At 35.7% G+C, this 17,283-nt stretch carries 19 protein-coding genes and 1 pseudogene; all 20 read right to left on the bottom strand.

Annotation, left to right across the window (positions count from 1 at the left end; all coding sequences use genetic code 11):
- Nucleotides 1-11: 11 nt before the first annotated feature.
- On the bottom strand, nt 12-1,403 hold the full coding sequence (gene atpD, locus CLOLE_RS18165; RefSeq protein WP_013658578.1) for a F0F1 ATP synthase subunit beta: 1,392 nt from the start codon (nt 1,401-1,403) through the stop codon (nt 12-14).
- Nucleotides 1,404-1,425: 22 nt separating this feature from the next.
- Nucleotides 1,426-2,292 (bottom strand): ATP synthase F1 subunit gamma, encoded by an 867-nt coding sequence (gene atpG / locus CLOLE_RS18170; RefSeq protein WP_041713090.1) that lies wholly within the window; start codon nt 2,290-2,292, stop codon nt 1,426-1,428.
- A gap of 17 nt (nt 2,293-2,309) precedes the next feature.
- Nucleotides 2,310-3,821, bottom strand: a complete 1,512-nt coding sequence (atpA, locus tag CLOLE_RS18175; protein WP_013658580.1) for a F0F1 ATP synthase subunit alpha — start codon at nt 3,819-3,821, stop codon at nt 2,310-2,312.
- A 19-nt stretch (nt 3,822-3,840) separates the two neighbouring features.
- Nucleotides 3,841-4,386: an ATP synthase F1 subunit delta gene (atpH, locus tag CLOLE_RS18180; RefSeq protein WP_013658581.1), complete on the bottom strand. Its 546-nt coding sequence runs from the start codon at nt 4,384-4,386 to the stop codon at nt 3,841-3,843.
- A complete protein-coding gene (gene atpF / locus CLOLE_RS18185; protein ID WP_013658582.1) occupies nt 4,374-4,931 on the bottom strand; it encodes a F0F1 ATP synthase subunit B in 558 nt (185 codons plus the stop codon). Before atpF ends, atpH begins: the two co-directional genes overlap by 13 nt.
- A 51-nt stretch (nt 4,932-4,982) precedes the next feature.
- Nucleotides 4,983-5,264, bottom strand: coding sequence for an ATP synthase F0 subunit C (gene atpE / locus CLOLE_RS18190; RefSeq protein WP_013658583.1), 282 nt, complete (start codon nt 5,262-5,264; stop codon nt 4,983-4,985).
- Between the two features lie 125 nt (nt 5,265-5,389).
- Nucleotides 5,390-5,617 (bottom strand): ATP synthase F0 subunit C, encoded by a 228-nt coding sequence (gene atpE / locus CLOLE_RS23995; protein ID WP_334290689.1) that lies wholly within the window; start codon nt 5,615-5,617, stop codon nt 5,390-5,392.
- A gap of 15 nt (nt 5,618-5,632) precedes the next feature.
- Nucleotides 5,633-5,896: pseudogene (locus tag CLOLE_RS24000) on the bottom strand (ATP synthase Fo subunit C); the annotation flags it as partial.
- A gap of 48 nt (nt 5,897-5,944) precedes the next feature.
- Nucleotides 5,945-6,643 (bottom strand): F0F1 ATP synthase subunit A, encoded by a 699-nt coding sequence (gene atpB, locus CLOLE_RS18200; RefSeq protein WP_013658585.1) that lies wholly within the window; start codon nt 6,641-6,643, stop codon nt 5,945-5,947.
- 64 nt (nt 6,644-6,707) lie between these two features.
- Nucleotides 6,708-7,082, bottom strand: coding sequence for an ATP synthase subunit I (locus CLOLE_RS18205; RefSeq protein WP_013658586.1), 375 nt, complete (start codon nt 7,080-7,082; stop codon nt 6,708-6,710).
- Nucleotides 7,075-7,302, bottom strand: a complete 228-nt coding sequence (locus tag CLOLE_RS18210; protein ID WP_013658587.1) for an AtpZ/AtpI family protein — start codon at nt 7,300-7,302, stop codon at nt 7,075-7,077. Before CLOLE_RS18210 ends, CLOLE_RS18205 begins: the two co-directional genes overlap by 8 nt.
- A 343-nt stretch (nt 7,303-7,645) precedes the next feature.
- Entirely contained in the window at nt 7,646-8,803 is a 1,158-nt protein-coding gene (gene wecB, locus CLOLE_RS18215; RefSeq protein ID WP_013658588.1) for a non-hydrolyzing UDP-N-acetylglucosamine 2-epimerase, read from the bottom strand.
- Between the two features lie 31 nt (nt 8,804-8,834).
- Nucleotides 8,835-9,911 carry a sensor domain-containing diguanylate cyclase gene (locus tag CLOLE_RS18220; RefSeq protein ID WP_013658589.1) on the bottom strand — a complete coding sequence of 359 codons (1,077 nt, stop codon included), beginning with the start codon at nt 9,909-9,911 and terminating at the stop codon, nt 8,835-8,837.
- A gap of 21 nt (nt 9,912-9,932) precedes the next feature.
- Nucleotides 9,933-10,781, bottom strand: coding sequence for a DegV family protein (locus CLOLE_RS18225; protein WP_013658590.1), 849 nt, complete (start codon nt 10,779-10,781; stop codon nt 9,933-9,935).
- Between the two features lie 81 nt (nt 10,782-10,862).
- A complete protein-coding gene (locus CLOLE_RS18230) occupies nt 10,863-13,244 on the bottom strand; it encodes a homocysteine S-methyltransferase family protein (protein WP_013658591.1) in 2,382 nt (793 codons plus the stop codon).
- The gene (locus CLOLE_RS18235) at nt 13,234-13,911 is read right to left on the bottom strand and encodes a vitamin B12 dependent-methionine synthase activation domain-containing protein (protein ID WP_013658592.1); all 678 of its coding nucleotides are present in this window, start codon (nt 13,909-13,911) and stop codon (nt 13,234-13,236) included. The genes CLOLE_RS18230 and CLOLE_RS18235 overlap by 11 nt, the downstream gene beginning before the upstream one ends.
- A gap of 20 nt (nt 13,912-13,931) precedes the next feature.
- Nucleotides 13,932-14,810 carry a methylenetetrahydrofolate reductase [NAD(P)H] gene (gene metF, locus CLOLE_RS18240; RefSeq protein WP_013658593.1) on the bottom strand — a complete coding sequence of 293 codons (879 nt, stop codon included), beginning with the start codon at nt 14,808-14,810 and terminating at the stop codon, nt 13,932-13,934.
- Nucleotides 14,811-14,915: 105 nt separating this feature from the next.
- Nucleotides 14,916-15,518, bottom strand: a complete 603-nt coding sequence (locus tag CLOLE_RS18245) for a DNA-3-methyladenine glycosylase (protein WP_013658594.1) — start codon at nt 15,516-15,518, stop codon at nt 14,916-14,918.
- A gap of 25 nt (nt 15,519-15,543) precedes the next feature.
- Nucleotides 15,544-16,413: a YihY/virulence factor BrkB family protein gene (locus tag CLOLE_RS18250; RefSeq protein ID WP_013658595.1), complete on the bottom strand. Its 870-nt coding sequence runs from the start codon at nt 16,411-16,413 to the stop codon at nt 15,544-15,546.
- Nucleotides 16,414-16,730: 317 nt separating this feature from the next.
- Complete coding sequence (locus CLOLE_RS18255; RefSeq protein WP_013658596.1) at nt 16,731-17,186, bottom strand: hypothetical protein; 456 nt, start codon at nt 17,184-17,186, stop codon at nt 16,731-16,733.
- Nucleotides 17,187-17,283 lie beyond the last annotated feature (97 nt).

A 17,283-nucleotide genomic window follows, 5' to 3' on the forward strand; every position in this document is an offset into this window, starting at 1 on the left:
TAACCCCCTAATTATAGAGTTTTGGCTTTTGCAACTGCATCTTCAATTGTACCAACCATGTAGAATGCGTTTTCTGGAAGCTCATCATGTTTACCCTCAAGGATTTCTTTAAAGCTACGAACAGTTTCTTTAACTGGTACATATTGTCCTGGTGTTCCTGTAAAGATTTCCCCAACGAAGAATGGTTGAGAAAGGAATTTTTGAATCTTACGTGCACGACCAACTGTTAATTTATCTTCTTCACTAAGTTCATCCATACCTAAGATAGCAATGATATCTTGAAGTTCTTTGTAACGTTGAAGAATAGATTGAACCCCACGTGCTACGCTATAGTGTTCTTCTCCAACGATTTGTGGATCAAGTACACGTGATGAAGATTCAAGTGGGTCTACCGCTGGATAGATACCTTGTTCTACAATAGCACGAGAAAGTACTGTTTTCGCATCTAAGTGAGCGAAAGTAGTAGCTGGAGCTGGGTCAGTTAAGTCATCGGCAGGAACATATACAGCTTGAACAGATGTAATAGAACCTTTTTTAGTCGATGTAATACGTTCTTGAAGTGTACCCATTTCTGTTGCAAGAGTTGGTTGGTAACCTACCGCACTAGGTGTACGTCCAAGAAGCGCGGAAACCTCCGAACCTGCTTGTGTGAAACGGAAAATATTATCTACGAATAAAAGTACGTCTTGTCCTGACTGATCACGGAAATATTCAGCCATTGTAAGACCTGTTAAAGCAACACGCATACGTGCACCAGGTGGCTCATTCATTTGACCGAACACCATTGTTGTTTTAGCGATAACGCCTGAGTCAGTCATTTCGTGGTAAAGGTCATTACCTTCACGAGTACGTTCACCTACGCCGGCAAATACTGAGAAACCACCATGCTCTGTAGCAATGTTACGAATAAGTTCTTGAATAAGTACTGTTTTACCTACACCGGCACCACCGAATAAACCGATTTTACCACCTTTAAGGTAAGGACAGATAAGGTCAACAACTTTAATACCTGTTTCTAAGATTTCTGCTGATGTTGATTGTTCTTCGAAAGATGGAGCCTCTCTATGAATTGGCCATTTTTCTACTTGTGGATCTGGCTTTCCATCTACAGCATGACCTGTAACATTAAAGATACGGCCAAGTGTTTGTTCCCCTACTGGAACTGAAATTGGTGCGCCAGTATCAACTGCTTCCATACCACGAACTAATCCTTCTGTGGCAGACATAGCAATACAACGTACGATATCATCTCCAAGATGTTGTGCAACTTCTACCACAAGGTTTGTGCCATCTTGTTTTTTAACTTCAATAGCGTTGTAGATTGCTGGCATGTGTTCCGCACTGAATTTAACGTCAAGTACAGGACCGATGATTTGAACAATATGTCCTACATTTTGTGCCATTATTTGTTCACTCCTTTATTACTTATTTGAGTGCGCCTACTCCCGCAACGATTTCCGTTAATTCTTGTGTAATAGCTGCTTGTCTAGCTCTATTGTACTGAATGCTTAGCTTATCTTGGATCTCCTGCGCATTTTCTGTAGCAGAATCCATAGCTGTCATTCTCGCACCATTTTCACTAGCGCTTGCTTCACAAAGTGCACCATAAATAACATCCGCTACATATCTTGGAATAATATATCCAAGTACAGCTTCTGATGATGGTTCATAACTTAAAAGATCGCTTGGTTCGTTTGCTTCACTTTTTGGTTTTTCAACATGATTTATATCTAATGGTAAAATTCTTACCATCGTTGGTTCTTGTTGGATGGTTGATTTGAAGCTTGTATAAGATAAATAAACTTCTCCAATTTCCCCTTTTAAAAATAGGTTAGTTACATAATCTGCAATCTCTTTTGCAGAGAAATAAGTAGGTGACTCTGAAATATCAGTTACACCTTTTGCTACTGTAAAACCTTTTGACCTAAATTGATCAATACCTCTTCTCCCTACAACTACTAAGTGGGTTTTTTCTTTATCTTCGATAGCACCCATAGTAAGCTTACAAATATTTGAATTGTAACCACCACAAAGTCCTTTATCTCCTGATAAAGTAATATATGCTTTCACATCTGAGCCATTTGCTTTAAGAAAAGGTGAACCTTGTCCATTAGCATTAGCAGCAATTGATTGCATAACTAAAAGAATTTTATTGAAAAAGGGTCTTGTTTTAAGAGCTGCCTCTTTACTTTTATTAAGCTTAGAGGTAGCAACAAGATTCATAGCACTTGTAATTTTCTTAGTGCTATCGATACTCCTGATTCGCCCTTTAATATCTTGCAAAGACGCCATCCTCGTTCACCCCTTTTCTACTTTATACTAAAGCTTTTTTTAAATTCTGTTACGATGTCATTTAATTTAGCTTCTAATTCTTTTGTAAGACCCTCTTTACCAGCTACTTCTACTAAGATTTCTGGATACTTAGTATCTACAAAATCAAAGAGTTCGCTTTGGAATCTTGCTACTTCTGAAAGTGGAATATCCATAAGGAACTTTCTAGTCGCAGCAAAAAGAATAATAACTTGTTTACTTACTTCAAGTGGTGAGTACTGAGGTTGTTTAAGAATCTCTGTAATACGTTCACCTTGTGTTAATGCATTTTTAGTAGCAGTATCAAGGTCAGATCCGAATTGTGCGAAAGCAGCAAGTGATCTATATTGAGCAAGTTCTGTACGGATAGGACCTGCTACTTGTTTCATTGCCTTGATTTGAGCAGCACCACCAACACGAGATACTGAAAGCCCTGGGTTAACCGCAGGACGTACACCAGCGTTGAAAAGTTCTGTTTCAAGGAAGATTTGTCCATCTGTAATAGAAATCACGTTTGTTGGGATATAAGCTGAGATATCCCCTGCTTGTGTTTCAATAATTGGAAGCGCAGTGATTGAACCGCCACCAAGTTCATCAGAAAGTCTAGCAGCTCTTTCAAGAAGACGAGAGTGTAAGTAGAATACATCCCCTGGATAAGCTTCACGACCTGGTGGTCTATGAAGAAGTAATGACATTGTACGATAAGCTACCGCATGTTTTGATAAATCATCATATACGATAAGAACGTCCTTACCTTGTTCCATCCATTCTTCACCCATTGTAACACCTGCATATGGTGCAAGATATTGAAGAGGTGCAGCTTCTGAAGCTGTAGCTACTACGATTGTTGTATAGCTCATAGCATCTGCTTTTTCTAAAGCGTTAACTAATTGTGCAACTGTTGAAGCTTTTTGCCCGATTGCAACATAGATACATAAACAATCTTTACCTTTTTGGTTAATGATTGTATCGATAGCAATAGCAGTTTTACCTGTTTGTCTATCTCCGATAATAAGCTCACGTTGTCCACGACCGATTGGTACCATGGCATCGATTGCTTTAAGACCTGTTTGAAGTGGTGTATCAACTGATTTTCTGTCGATAACGCCTGATGCAACACGTTCTACTGGTCTAAATTTATCTGTGTTAATTGGACCTTTTCCATCGATAGGTTGACCAAGTGCATTTACAACGCGTCCACTAAGAGCATCACCTACTGGTACCTCTACAACACGTCCTGTTGATTTAACTGTGTCACCTTCTTTGATGTTTTGGTCAGAACCTAAGAGAACAACCCCGATGTTGTCTTCTTCTAAGTTTTGTACCATACCATAAACTTCACCTGGGAACTCAAGAAGCTCACCTGACATAGCCTTTTCAAGTCCATGTACACGTGCGATACCGTCACCAACAGTGATAACAGTTCCAACTTCTTCTGCCTGAAGGTGTGCTTTATAGTTTTTAATCTGGTCTTTAATAATACTACTGATTTCTTCTGGTCTCAGATTCATTAACTGAATACACCCCTTTCTATGCAGGTCTAAGCTTTGATAATTGTTTCTTTAAAGCTTGCATCTCGCCTTTAATACTAGCGTCTACAACTTTATCGCCAACTCTAATCACTAGTCCTGCTATAATGCCTTCATCTACGATTGTTTCAAGTTCAATTTTGCTTTTTGTACTTGCTTCAAGCTTTGCTTTAATAGCTTCTACTTGGCCTTCTTTAAGTGCTACAGCCGATGTAACAGTTGCTTTAACAATACCGGATTCCTTTTTAATACGTTCAAGGAAACCTTCAAGTACATTTATCATTTCAGACTGTCTACCTTTTTTCACAAGTAAAACTAAAAGTCCTAAAATAGAGTTTTCTACTTTACCTGTAAAAATAGTTTCAAGGAGACTGATTTTTTCCTCTGTTGTAACTTTATGATTTTCTAAAACTGCCATAAAGTCTGGTTCATCCTGAAGTACTTTAATAATGACTTTTACCTCTTCTTCATAGGTTGCCATTTTCCCTTCAGAACTAGCGATATCAAATAGGGCAGTAGCATATCTTTTAACAACTAACTTAGCCACTGTACATCCCCCATCTCTTTAATAATATCGTCAATGATTTCTTGATGTTTGTTTTCATCTATTGAGAGGGCAACAAATTTACTTGCCATAAGAGTAGAAACATCAATAAGCTGAGTTTTCATCTCATCTTTAACACGTTCTTGTTCAAGAAGAATGTCATTTGCAGCTTTGGCTTTCATAGCTTCGATTTCTTTCTTAGCTTCTGCAACCATTTGCTCTTCTCTAGCTAAAGCTTTCGCTCTAGTCTCTTTAAGGATTTGTGCTGCTTCTTCTTCAATACCCGCGATTTTATCTTCATAATCTGCTTTAAGCTTAGCTGCATTTGCATTTGTAGCTTTAGCTTCGTTAATCTCATTCGCAATAGCTTGTTTTCTCTTATCAAGCATCGCAGTCACTGGTTTGTGAAGAATGAAGTAAAGTGCTACAACAATAACTAAAGTAGAGAATAATTGTAACCCTAAATCAGTTAGTAACTGAGCATCAAATCCTATGATTCTTCCTGGCAACTCAGTTGCAGCTAATACAGTAATTAATGATGTATTCAAAGGGAAGCTCCCTCCTTTCTCGTCTATGTTGCTATTATTTTAATTCGCTTCTTATAAAGATTGGTATTTTGTAATAAGTGGGTTTGCGAATAAAAGAATAATAGCTACGATAAGACCGTAAATACCTGTTGTCTCTGCTACAGCTGCTCCTAAAAGCATAGTACTTACGATTGTAGATTGAGCTTCTGGTTGACGACCTACTGCTTCTGCACCTTTACCAGCTGCATAACCTTGTCCAATACCAGGTCCAATACCTGCGATCATAGCAAGACCTGCACCAATTGCTGAACATGCTAAGATTAAAGCGTTTCCATCGATTTGTTGATTATCCATAATTAAAATCCTCCTTAATAGTTGCTTTTAAAATTATTTAAATTAACTTAAATCTTTTTATTTATGCCTATCCCATGCTGTCTCTTAAAATACTATAATAATCTAGAACTTCGCTAGAAGTAGTCTTAAAAGATGTTTACAAAGAGTAATAATAAGGCAATAATAAGGGCATAAATACCAGTTGTTTGCGCTACTGCTTGACCTAGTAACATAGTTCTAAGTATTGTAGCTTGAAGCTTAGGTCTATTACCTACTGCTTCTGCAGCTTTACCTGCTGCATAACCTTGTCCGACTCCAGGTCCAATACCTGCAATCATTGATAATCCTGCTCCAATCGCTGAACATGCAAGCACTAAACCAACACCTGTTTTATTTACTAATGGATTAGCAAATAACATAATAATAGCAATAACCAGAGAGAAAATTCCTGACGTCTCTGCTACAGCTGCTCCTAGAAGCATAACAAGTGTAGCTGGTTTACTACCTTCTCCTGGGTTTTTCCCCACAGCTTCCGCTGCTTTCCCTGCTGCATAACCTTGTCCGATTCCCGGCCCAATACCGCCAATCATTGCAAAACCTGCTCCGATTGCTGAAAAGGCTAAAATGAGCGCTTTAGGGTCTACATTTTGCATCCAACCAAATAAAAAGTCCATAAATCCTGACATTTTTTCACCTCATTCCTATTCCATGGCACTTGACACGAATGTCATACTAAGCATTACGAAAATAAATGCTTGAAGTGCACCTGCAAAAACGTCAAAGTATCCGTGAAGCACTGCTGGTATACCAAGGAAAACTACAATTTTAGGGAACATCGCATAAACAAGCCCCATAATAATTGATCCACCAAGGATATTACCAAACAAACGGAAGCTTAATGAAACTGGCGTTGCAAGTTCACCAATAATGTTGATTGGTAGTAAAAGTGGGAAAGGTTCCAAGAAACCTTTAAAGTACCCAACTCCTTTTGATTTAATACCAAAGCCATGAATCATAAAGAATGTAATGAGTGCAAAGGCAAGTGTCGTTGCAAAATCTGCTGTCGGTGGTCTGATGCCAATAAGGCCAGATAAGTTACAAACCGCAATATAAATAAGAAGTGGACCGTAATAGCCCGCAAACTTTTTCCCTGCTGGTCCCATACTGGAGATAGTAAAGTTATTGATCATATCTACTATCATTTCAACCGTGGTTTGTAATTTTGTTTCTGGTACTTCTTTGAATTTTCTCATTTTGACCCTTAAAATAACTGCCACAAGGATAAGTCCAAGCATAATAAGCCATGTACTAACAATAGTTTGAGTTAGATAAACAGGCTGACCATTTACTTCAAAGAGCTTAAAATACAATTGTGCACCAAAATCTAGATTGTCACCCACTTACTCACGCTCCTTCCATCTAAAATATATATGCAAAGAACCTAAAAGGTTCCATTTGCCAATTCTACTGTGCTTTTTTATTGAGGGCTAACTGTGCATAAGCACCTACCTTCATGGAAATAAGTCCAAAAAACACACCTAATAAATTAATACTTGGCTCTAGCGCTGCTATAACCAGTACAACACCTGTAAGAATATATCTAATCATATACTGAACGTTTGCATACTTTTGTGCTTTTCCTTCTGGCATAGCAATAGCTTTTGCAATCGTATTTTGCATAAGCTTTAACTTAAGTAAGGAAAAAACTAAACCAAAAGTAATCCCTAAGGTCCAGCCTAGCTTATCGGCTACCAATAGTATGCCTATAATATATACAATTAATGAAAACAATATCATGCAAATTAACATGAAATTTTTCTTAAACATTTCATTATTCATGTTTATCCTCTTTCTTAGCCTGCTTACTAGTATAATAAAATAAATTTCTAAAAGCTGCCCCTACTCCTAAAATAATAAAAATGATAGTAAAAATTGGAGCTGTCTTTACTTTTTCATCAATGAATATCCCGATAAAAGTACAAATTAAAATAGGTGTAATCATTGTTATCCCTAATTGGGAAATTAAACTTAAACTCTTAGCCCACGAACTAATTTTCACGATTTACACCCTACTTTCTACATAATAACCCATATTAATTATACTTTATAGTAAAATCCATAAAATTTCAAGAGAAACAGCTTCTGGATACTTGTACAATATACATTCCTTTCAAAATGTATATTTGTCATATACTGTTTCTAAATGTCGTTTTTTCCCTAAAATACAAGAATTTTTTTCTGATTTATTGGTAAAATATAATATTTTTTTTGTTAATTATTACCCTTTCTATGCTTCTGCAAATAAGCCATTTAATAATCACAACTTTTGTTTCTTCACCTATTATCTCAATAAATAATAAAAGTAATACATCCACACTTAAAGGATGTATTACTTTTTTATTCTAGGCTTTATAGCAGTAATCTGCTGGTTTAGTCTCCACTTTATTGAATTCATAAAGAATAGCCTCTACAATACGTCTTGAAGCTTCTCCATCACCAAATGGATTCTTAGCTTGTGCCATTTGGTCATATAATGCTCTATCTGTCAATAATTCTGTAGTAAGAGCATGAATTGTTTCTTGTTCAATTCCTGCAAGCTTTAAAGTACCTGCTTCAATACCTTCTGGTCTTTCAGTTACATTTCTAAGTACTAAAACAGGTTTCCCAAGAGATGGTACTTCTTCTTGTAACCCACCTGAATCTGTTAGAACTAAATAAGAACGTTTCATAAGATTGTGCATATCTTTAAGGTCTAATGGTTCTACCAAATGTACTCTAGGTAAATCCCCTAATACCCCAAATGCCACCTCTCTTACTGCTGGATTTTTGTGCACTGCATAAACAAGTTCAGTATCTTCATTTTCTAATAAAACCTCTTTAATAGCCTCACATATATTATGAAGTGGCTGCCCGAGATTTTCTCTTCTATGAGCTGTCATAGTAATAACACGTTTATTAGTATAATCAATAGTATTAAGTTCTTCTACGGTAAAATTATATTCTGCTTCAACAGTTGTTTTTAAAGCATCAATAACTGTATTACCAGTTACATAAATATGCTCATCACTTACCGCCTCACGTAACAGATTCTCTTTTGCCAGAGGGGTAGGAGAAAAATGAAGATCCGCAAGTGAACCTGTTAATTTACGATTCATTTCTTCTGGAAATGGCTCATATTTGTTATAAGTTCTTAGTCCTGCTTCTACGTGACCTACTTTTATTTGTTTATAAAATGCTGCTAATGCTGCTGCGAAAGAAGTCGTTGTGTCCCCATGAACTAAAACAATATCAGGCTTTGCTTCTCCAAAAACCTTGTCGAGCCCTTCTAATACACGATTAGTTATACCTGTTAAGGTTTGCCTTTGCTTCATAATATCTAGATCATAATCAGGTTTAATATCAAAAAGTTCTAGTACTTGGTCTAACATTTCCCTATGTTGTGCTGTAACACATACAAGACTTTCAATGTCTTGATGTTTCTCTAGCTCCTTTACAAGCGGTGCCATTTTCACAGCTTCTGGTCTTGTACCAAATACACTCATTACACGAATTTTATCCATTGTATTTACTCCTTAATTCTTCGGGATTATTTTATAACTTATTGACTCGGCAAGCTTCAATATCCTCATCAGTTGCTAAAACAACCCTATTTTTTCCCTTTACTTTTCCTCTAATCAAGGCATTATCTGCCGCCTCAATAGCTTCCTCTGGTGTTGCTGCCATAGCAGGATAAGAACATGCTCCAAGTGTTACTGTTATAGGTGTTGCTAATTCATATGTTATACGAATATAGTATACAGCTTGCCTAAATTCTTCTAATATATGTATAGCTTCATCTAAAGGTCTAGGAATGAGCAGTACAAACTCATCACCTCCATAGCGGATTACTTCTCCTCCATATTCTTTTACACTGCCTTTAGCTAGCTGGGAAATCGCTTTTAAAACAGCATCTCCCTCTAAATGTCCTAACACATCATTAATAGATTTAAAGTTATCTGTATCCACTACGGCTACTGTCATATCCTTATTATCTATACATATTTCTTTTAGCATATGATCTAGATGACGCCTATTGTAAGTTCCTGTTAAGGGATCTGTTATTGATTCCGTCGATACACTTTGTAATAACTTGGAATTTTGAGCATTAGTTGCAATAAACACAGTTAGCGTTTCGAAAAAAGCAATCGTATTAGCTGTAAAGAAATTTTCTTCCTCATGTTCTAAAACTAGAGCTCCAAAAATACTATCATCGTTAAAATTTTTAAGAGGTACTGCAAGCCTTGAACAAGGTGTGTTAATGCAGTCAATTAATGATCCATTGATCTCTTCTTTTGAGTAGGAGTGAGATTCTGCTACGCCTTTTATAGAAGCTGGTATGGCAATATGCTTGATTTCTCTAAATTCATTTTTAAGCTCTATACTTCTAAAATAAACCTTATAATCTTCTACTGCGCTTGTTTCTCTTTTTAACCAAAGATAGCAAGTTGTAACTCCCATTACTCCCATAAGCATATCTGTTAAAACAGACATAAGTTGCTTAAAGGAAGTAATGTTCATGGCTGCTTTCATAATTTCTCCCAGTAGCCAGAGCATTCCGCGTTGTTGCTGTAATTCTATTTGCAAGTATTCAACACTTTCTTCTTGATTTTCTATTAAATCAGTGTTCATGCTCTTCCCCCCTACTTTAAATTAAATACGCTGAATAAGCATTCCCACATAACCAGGCCCACAATGAACACAAGCTACTGGACTAATCCAACATACCCCTTCAATCTTGACATCTGGTTTTACTTCCTTAATTAAAGCAATGATTTTATCTTTAATTTCTTCTCCTGCTGCATGTGAAAAGTATAGTTTGTATTCTTTTCCATCCTTTAATATTTCTTGGACTTTGTTTACAAAGTAACTAATTGCTTTAGCTCTGCCTCTTACTTTAGCTACAGTTTCGTACTTACCATCATCCCCAATTGTAATAATTGGTTTAAGATTAAGCAGTTTACCTACTGCTGCAGATACATGTCCTATTCTCCCCCCTAATAAAAGATATTTAAGTGTATCTACTATAAATAGAGTATTTTGATTTTCTCTCATCTTATCTAGTTCACTAATAATTTCTTTCATTTCACAGCCTGCATCTGCCATTTCAGCAGCTTTAATAGCTAAAACAGCTTGAGCTGCTGAAATAGTACGTGAATCATAAACAACTGCATTTAAGGCCTGATAATCTTCCTTGACCATGTTGATGGCATTGAAACACCCTGATAAACCTGAGGATAATGGAATAACTAAAACTTCTTTATACCCTTCCTTTACTAATTCATCAAAGACTTCATGTATTTCATCTAAAGAAGGTAATGAAGTTGTCGGTACTTCTTCCTCTAAGGTATCAATAACTTCTTTTGCTGTAATCTCTAATTGGTCTTTATAAGTCTTATCTTTATAAACAATTTGATAATGTAATATTTTAATATCATACTTTTTAGCATCATCTATACTAATGTCTGATGCTGTGTCTGTAACAATAGCTATTTTTCTCATAATCTTCTCCTTTACCTATATACTAATTTATAACAAATTTCAAGGAAAATCAAATAGTCTACAGGATTTTGTTGGTTATCTTTAAAGGCTACTTGCAATACGTACAGTTTCCATTGCGTCCTTAGCAAAATAGTCAGCTCCTACATACTGTGCTAACTCTGGAGTAAGTACTGCTCCACCTACTATAACCTTTACTTCTTCACATTCTTTCCTAAGTAAAGTAATCGTATCTTTCATACTATTTACAGTGGTAGTCATAAGTGCACTTAATCCAACAATTCTAACCTCATGCTTTTTAACTGCCTCGATTACTCTCTCACTAGGTACATCCTTACCTAAATCAATTACTTCAAAGTTATAGTTTTCCATAATGACCTTTACAATGTTCTTGCCAATATCATGGATATCACCATATACGGTGGCTAAAACCACCTTTGTCTTAGTGGTTCTAGCTTCTACATTTTGCTTACTCATTTCAACTTGCAGAATCTCAAATGCCGCCTTAGCAGCTTCAGCTGATTTGATAAGCTGTGGTAAGAAAATCACACCCGTTTCATAGAGTTTTCCTACTTCATTAAGAGCAGGAATAATATCCAACTCAATCATTTCTAGCGGACTTTTTTCTTTCATTAATTCTAAAGTAACCGTTTTAGCTTCTTCTTTCAAGCCCTTTTTAATAGCTAAATTCATGCTCATAATAGTTTCATTATGAATAACATTACTCATTGCAGCTCCAATGCTACTATTTTCACCAGAATACTTATCTATATATGCCTTAGAGTCTTGATCCTTTCCCATAAGTACTCTATAAGCTGAAATGGCTTCCATCATTCCTGCATCTCCAGGGTTCATAATCGGTGCATCTAGTCCCTCTATAAGTGCCATAGCTAGCATCGTCTTATTAATAATAGGACGCTGTGGCAATCCAAAAGATACATTGCTTACTCCTAAAATCGTCTTAACCCCTAATTCTTCTTTAACTAATCTCACGGCCTTTAATGTTTCTTTCACAAGGCTCTGCTGGGCCGAGGCAGTTACAACTAAACAGTCAATAAAAATATCTTCTTTAGGTATACCCTCTCTCACTGCGGCATCTACAATACGCTTTGCTACGATTAACCTTTCCTCTGCTGTTTCTGGAATTCCCTTTTCATCTAGTGTCAATCCTAAAATACATGCCCCATATCTTTTAGCAATAGGTAAAACAGCCTCCAAGCTTTCCTTCTTACCATTAACAGAGTTAATAAGTGGCTTTCCATTATAAATCCTAACTGCTGCTTCTAAGGCGTCTACATTAGAGGAGTCAATTTGTAGTGGTAAACCTACAATACTTTGTACTTCTACTACCGCTTGTTTTAGCATTTCTACTTCATCGATATCAGGTAATCCCATATTAACATCTAGGATATGAGCTCCTTGTTCTTGCTGTTTAATGGCTTCTCTTAAAACATAATCCATATCATGATTTCTAAGCGCTTGTTGAAGCATTTTCTTACCTGTAGGATTAAGTCGTTCTCCAATAACTACGACATCATCAAAATAAACAACCTCTGAACTACTACATATACCTGTCACCTTTTCTCTTTCAAGTAATTCATAAGGTATGTCTTTAGTTTTATCCACAGTTTTCTCAATATACTCTGGTGTTGTTCCACAACATCCACCTAAAATACTCACACCATCCTCAGCAAACTCTTTCATAATCTCTGCAAATTCTTCTGCCGTAATATCATAGTGTACATTTTCTCCCTGCATAACAGGAAGTCCAGCATTAGGCTGCACCATAACCGGGATATGGCTAAGCTTAGTAATACGTTTTACAATTTCCTTTAATTGCTTAGGTCCTAAAGAGCAATTCACACCAAGAGCTGAAACACCAAGACCTTCCAAAGTTAAAATCATACTCTCGATGCTTGTTCCAAAGAAAGTTCTACCATTCTCTTCAAAGCTCATCGTACAAAATACAGGTAAAGATGTATTTTCTTTAGCTGCTAAAACTGCTGCCTTAAGCTCATAAAGATCAGTAAAAGTTTCACATAGAATAACATCACAGCCTGCTTTTTCACCTGCAATAACTTGCTCTTTAAAGATTTCGTAGACTTCTTCAAACTCCACATCTCCTACAGGCCTCAATACTTTTCCACTAGGTCCTATATCTAGTGCAATATATGAATCTGGGAAATCTTCCTTAGCAGCTTTAGCTATCTCCACAGCTTTTGAGATAATCTGTTCTACTGTATAACCCTTTTCCTCTATCTTGTATCTATTTGCACCAAAAGTATTTGTTGTTACGAAGTTACTTCCTGCTTCTAAATACGCTCTATGAATTTCTTCTATAATTTCTGGATGAGTGATATTAAATAATTCCGGCACCTCACCTAACTTTAATCCTCTACTTTGAACGGCTGTTCCCATAGCACCATCAAAATATAAACGTCTTTTACCTAAAACATTACAAACCACAGCGTTCTCCTCTCTTCCTGTATAAGCACTGTTTTACCAAATTACAATTCATGCAAGATTTTTGCCTATTCTCCTTTTCATTTGAAACACCTATAATAGCTGTTACTGATTTGCTAGGCAGTAACATATAAGATTTAGTTAGAGTAAGCCCTATCCTTTTAGATGCCTCTAAAAGCTTTAGAATATCTCCTGAAAACTCTAGTGGTACATCTCCATAGCCTGGACTAAAGCGCATGGTCAAATAAGTATTTTCTTCTAGCTGCTCCATAAGTTCTACCTCTATATCATCACAAACCTTATCAATAAGTACAGAACTACAGGCATCTAATACGACTGCATCAAGCATATCTAATCTCTGTTTTAAGTGAATCTGCTTATCTACATCTTGTCCCAATGTAGCTGCTAATATATAGCAACTTTCACAGTTCTTAAATAACTTTACTAAATCTTTGCTTTTTACAATAAGAGACGTATTTTTAAAAAATACGTCTTCCTCTGATAACTCCCTTTTGCTAAGCATTAGCTTTCTATAAGTAACTCTAGGCAAAGCTACCTCTTCTAAAAAGCTAAAAGTGTCCATTACCTTTTGTTTAATTGTTTCATCTGCCCTATCCTTAGGCACCCCTATATATCTAAGCGCATCACTTAGCATCGTATGAGTTATCATAAGTCACATCCTCTCTAGTCCTAAGCTCTCTTTACTTTAAGAGCATATAAAATGCCACGTATATTCTCTACAATCCTCTTAGCTACTTCTGGCTGATTCATTGTATAAAGATGAATGCCATCTACACCATTTGCTAATAAATCAATAATTTGACTAGTAGCATATGCTATTCCTGCTTCTTTAATAGCCATACTATTATGACCATAAGCCTTCACAAAATGTTGTACTTCTTCTGGAAGAGTTGCGCCGCACATAGATACCATACGGTCGATTTGCTTTGCAGAAGTCACAGGCATGATACCTGCTACTACAGGCACTTCAATCCCTATCCCTCTTACTTTATCTATAAAACTATAAAAAGCATTATTATCAAAGAACAATTGAGAAATCAGTTCATCTGTACCACATTCTACCTTATGCTTAAGATGCTTTAAATCCTCTCCCATGCTATAGGCCTCTATATGCTTTTCTGGATAACATGCGCCAAATACTTTAAAATCATAGTTTTCTTTTATGTATGCTATAAGCTCTGAAGCATGCTTGAAATCACCTAATACAGCATTTTCTCCTAAATCGCCCCTCATAGCTAATATATTTTTAACACCCTTGTCTTTTAAATGAGTAAGAATATCATCCATCTCTGCTTTTGTACTTCCTACGCAAGTCAAATGTGCAAGCGCTGGGATGTCATATTTATTTTGAATAGCAGAAGCAATATCTACTGTATTTTCTCTACTACTGCCACCGGCCCCATAAGTAACACTAATAAGATCTGGTGCTAGGCTAGCAAGTCCATCAATAGTTGCATATACACCACTTAAATCCGCAGTCCCCTTAGGCGGAAAAATTTCAAATGAAAAACTCGGTTTCTTTGCATGTTTAATTGCTTTTTCTATCATGTCATCTCTCCTTTAATTCCTGCTTACTTCTTTAATACTTAATGAATAATGAAAAATGAGGAATTGTTAATTATCTCTCATTATTCATTAAGCATTATTATTTTTTTATTTAACTGATACGAAAGGATTATCCTTTATATAAAAACGCCATAATACATCTTGGTACTCCTCTGCATAAGGGATGTTAATGCGTTTTGCACTGATTATTTTGAAGTTTTCTTCTTCACCTTCTGCTAGCCAAAGAGCTCCTTGCTCCTTAACAGACTTAGCATTTAAGCTTTTATCGATAGCTAATGCCTTACAAAGCTTTCCTGGTCCATTAGTTAAATCAGCCACCTTACTTGATTTAATATTTCTATGCACTTTTGCAAATGAAATAGCAGCTTCATCTAAAGGCTCCACCGCTCTAATAAGAACGCACTGCGGTACTTCTTCTTTGTTCACCACAATGTTTAAGCAATGATACATACCATAAATTAAGTAAATATAGGTAATTCCACCTATTTCAAACATAGGCGCTGTGCGATTAGTTCTTTTGCCACCAAAAGCATGGGCTCCCTTGTCCCCTTCTCCCATATACGCTTCTGTTTCTACTATTTTAAAATAATAATTTTTATCGCCTTTACTTCTTACTAAAAACTTTCCTAAGAGAGCTTTAGCTGCATGGATAGCATCTTGTAAATAAAAGCTTTGATTTAATGTCTTCATTTGAATCACCTCATATTGATTGCTATTAAAGATTCGGTCCTATTCTTCTTATGATTTTTTCGATACGTATTTCTTGAAGCTGAGCATTAATCTCTGCTCCTAACAACAATAAAGTACAGCTCCCATACAACCATATCAGTAAAATGAATACACTTCCTATACTACCATATAGTTGATTATATTTACTATAATTATCTACGTAAATAGAAAATATCAGAGAAAATAAATACCAGCCTACAGAAGTAAACATAACGCCAGGCCATACATTGGTACTTTTCAAGTATTTCCTAGGAATGAACTTATAAATAATGTACAGTACCACAATTAATGCGATAAAAGGCATCGTGAGTCTGGCCATATTCCAAATAGGCATAAAAATCCCCTTTTGCATATCTAATACACCAAACAAATAATCCCCAAGGCGATTACCAAAAACAAGTCCTACCATCAGTAAGATAAGAAGTAATGCTAATAGAACAGTATATACTAAAGCAATTAACCTAGCTTGCCAAAATGGCTTAATATATTTTGAATTATACGCTATATGAATCCCTCTTGTAAGTGCATTAACAGCTGTTCCTGCAGACCAAAGTGTCACTAATCCTCCTACCGATAGTAATGCTGTACTTCTATATAAAATAAATTGCTTTATGGTATTTTCAATAACAGGCACAAGACTGTCAGGTACCATCTCAGATAAATACTGCAATAGAACACTTACAGGAATCTTAGTATAGCTTAATAAACTAATCAAAAAAATAATAAAAGGAAAGAAAGCTAGTACCCAATAATAGGCCATATAAGCACTTGTGGCTGATACATTATGAGCACTATATCGCCTAATCATTTTTCTCAAAAACTGTACTATTCTATTCTCTTTAGCTCTATTCCACATTTTTTTCCTCCTACTCAGCTTATTAATTAGCTCTTCTTCGTTTCTCATCTTCATTCTTAATTCTTAGCTACCTATTCTCTATCTTTCATTTTTAATCATTATTTCTTATTCTTTATTCTTTTATTATTAATTATTTGTTCTTTATTCTTCACTCTTCATTTTCCATTTTAATTTTTCATTCTTAACTCTTAATTCTTCATTCTTATATATATGCCACCTTTATGTATTAATATCTCATGATCTTGAATTTATATCCAGTAAAATAATAATAGCCCTCCCAAAGTCTAATATCCTTGGTGAGAGCTACTTCATTGCACCTATTTTTTAGCTGCCTTAATTTCTTCCTTCTTTTTATCTTTTTTCTTAGAGAAGAAACCTTTTTTCTTAGTGTCTGGTAATTTACCAGATACTACATTTACAATAAGGATTCCAGCTAATTCAACTTTAATTTGTTTCTTAGTAGGAATACTATCAAATACCTTTTGATCACATAAAAGGGTTTGAATTTGTGGTCCGATCTTAGCAATAACAACAGGCATTTTACGTTTTTTATAAATCCATGGAAGTTGTTCTTTCATTTGCTTTGGTAGTTTAAGATTACTTAAATGATCCTTCTTTTTATCAATAACAAATATAGATAAAGATTGTTTGTTTTCTGTTATGAGTTGTTGTTGTTCATCATATTTCTTTTGCATCTTTCTTCCCCAGAAATAGAGACCAACTAGTATAGCAGCAAGTACCGCCATTACAATCCAAAAGATTGTCCAGTTCATTACAAATACCTCCTCGTTGTGCATTTCCTTCAGGCTTTTATAGATTTAGCCAAGCTTAGATAAGTATATCATATCAACTGTTAGAACACAATGTAGC

The sequence above is a fragment of the Cellulosilyticum lentocellum DSM 5427 genome, assembly GCF_000178835.2.
GTDB lineage: Bacteria > Bacillota > Clostridia > Lachnospirales > Cellulosilyticaceae > Cellulosilyticum > Cellulosilyticum lentocellum.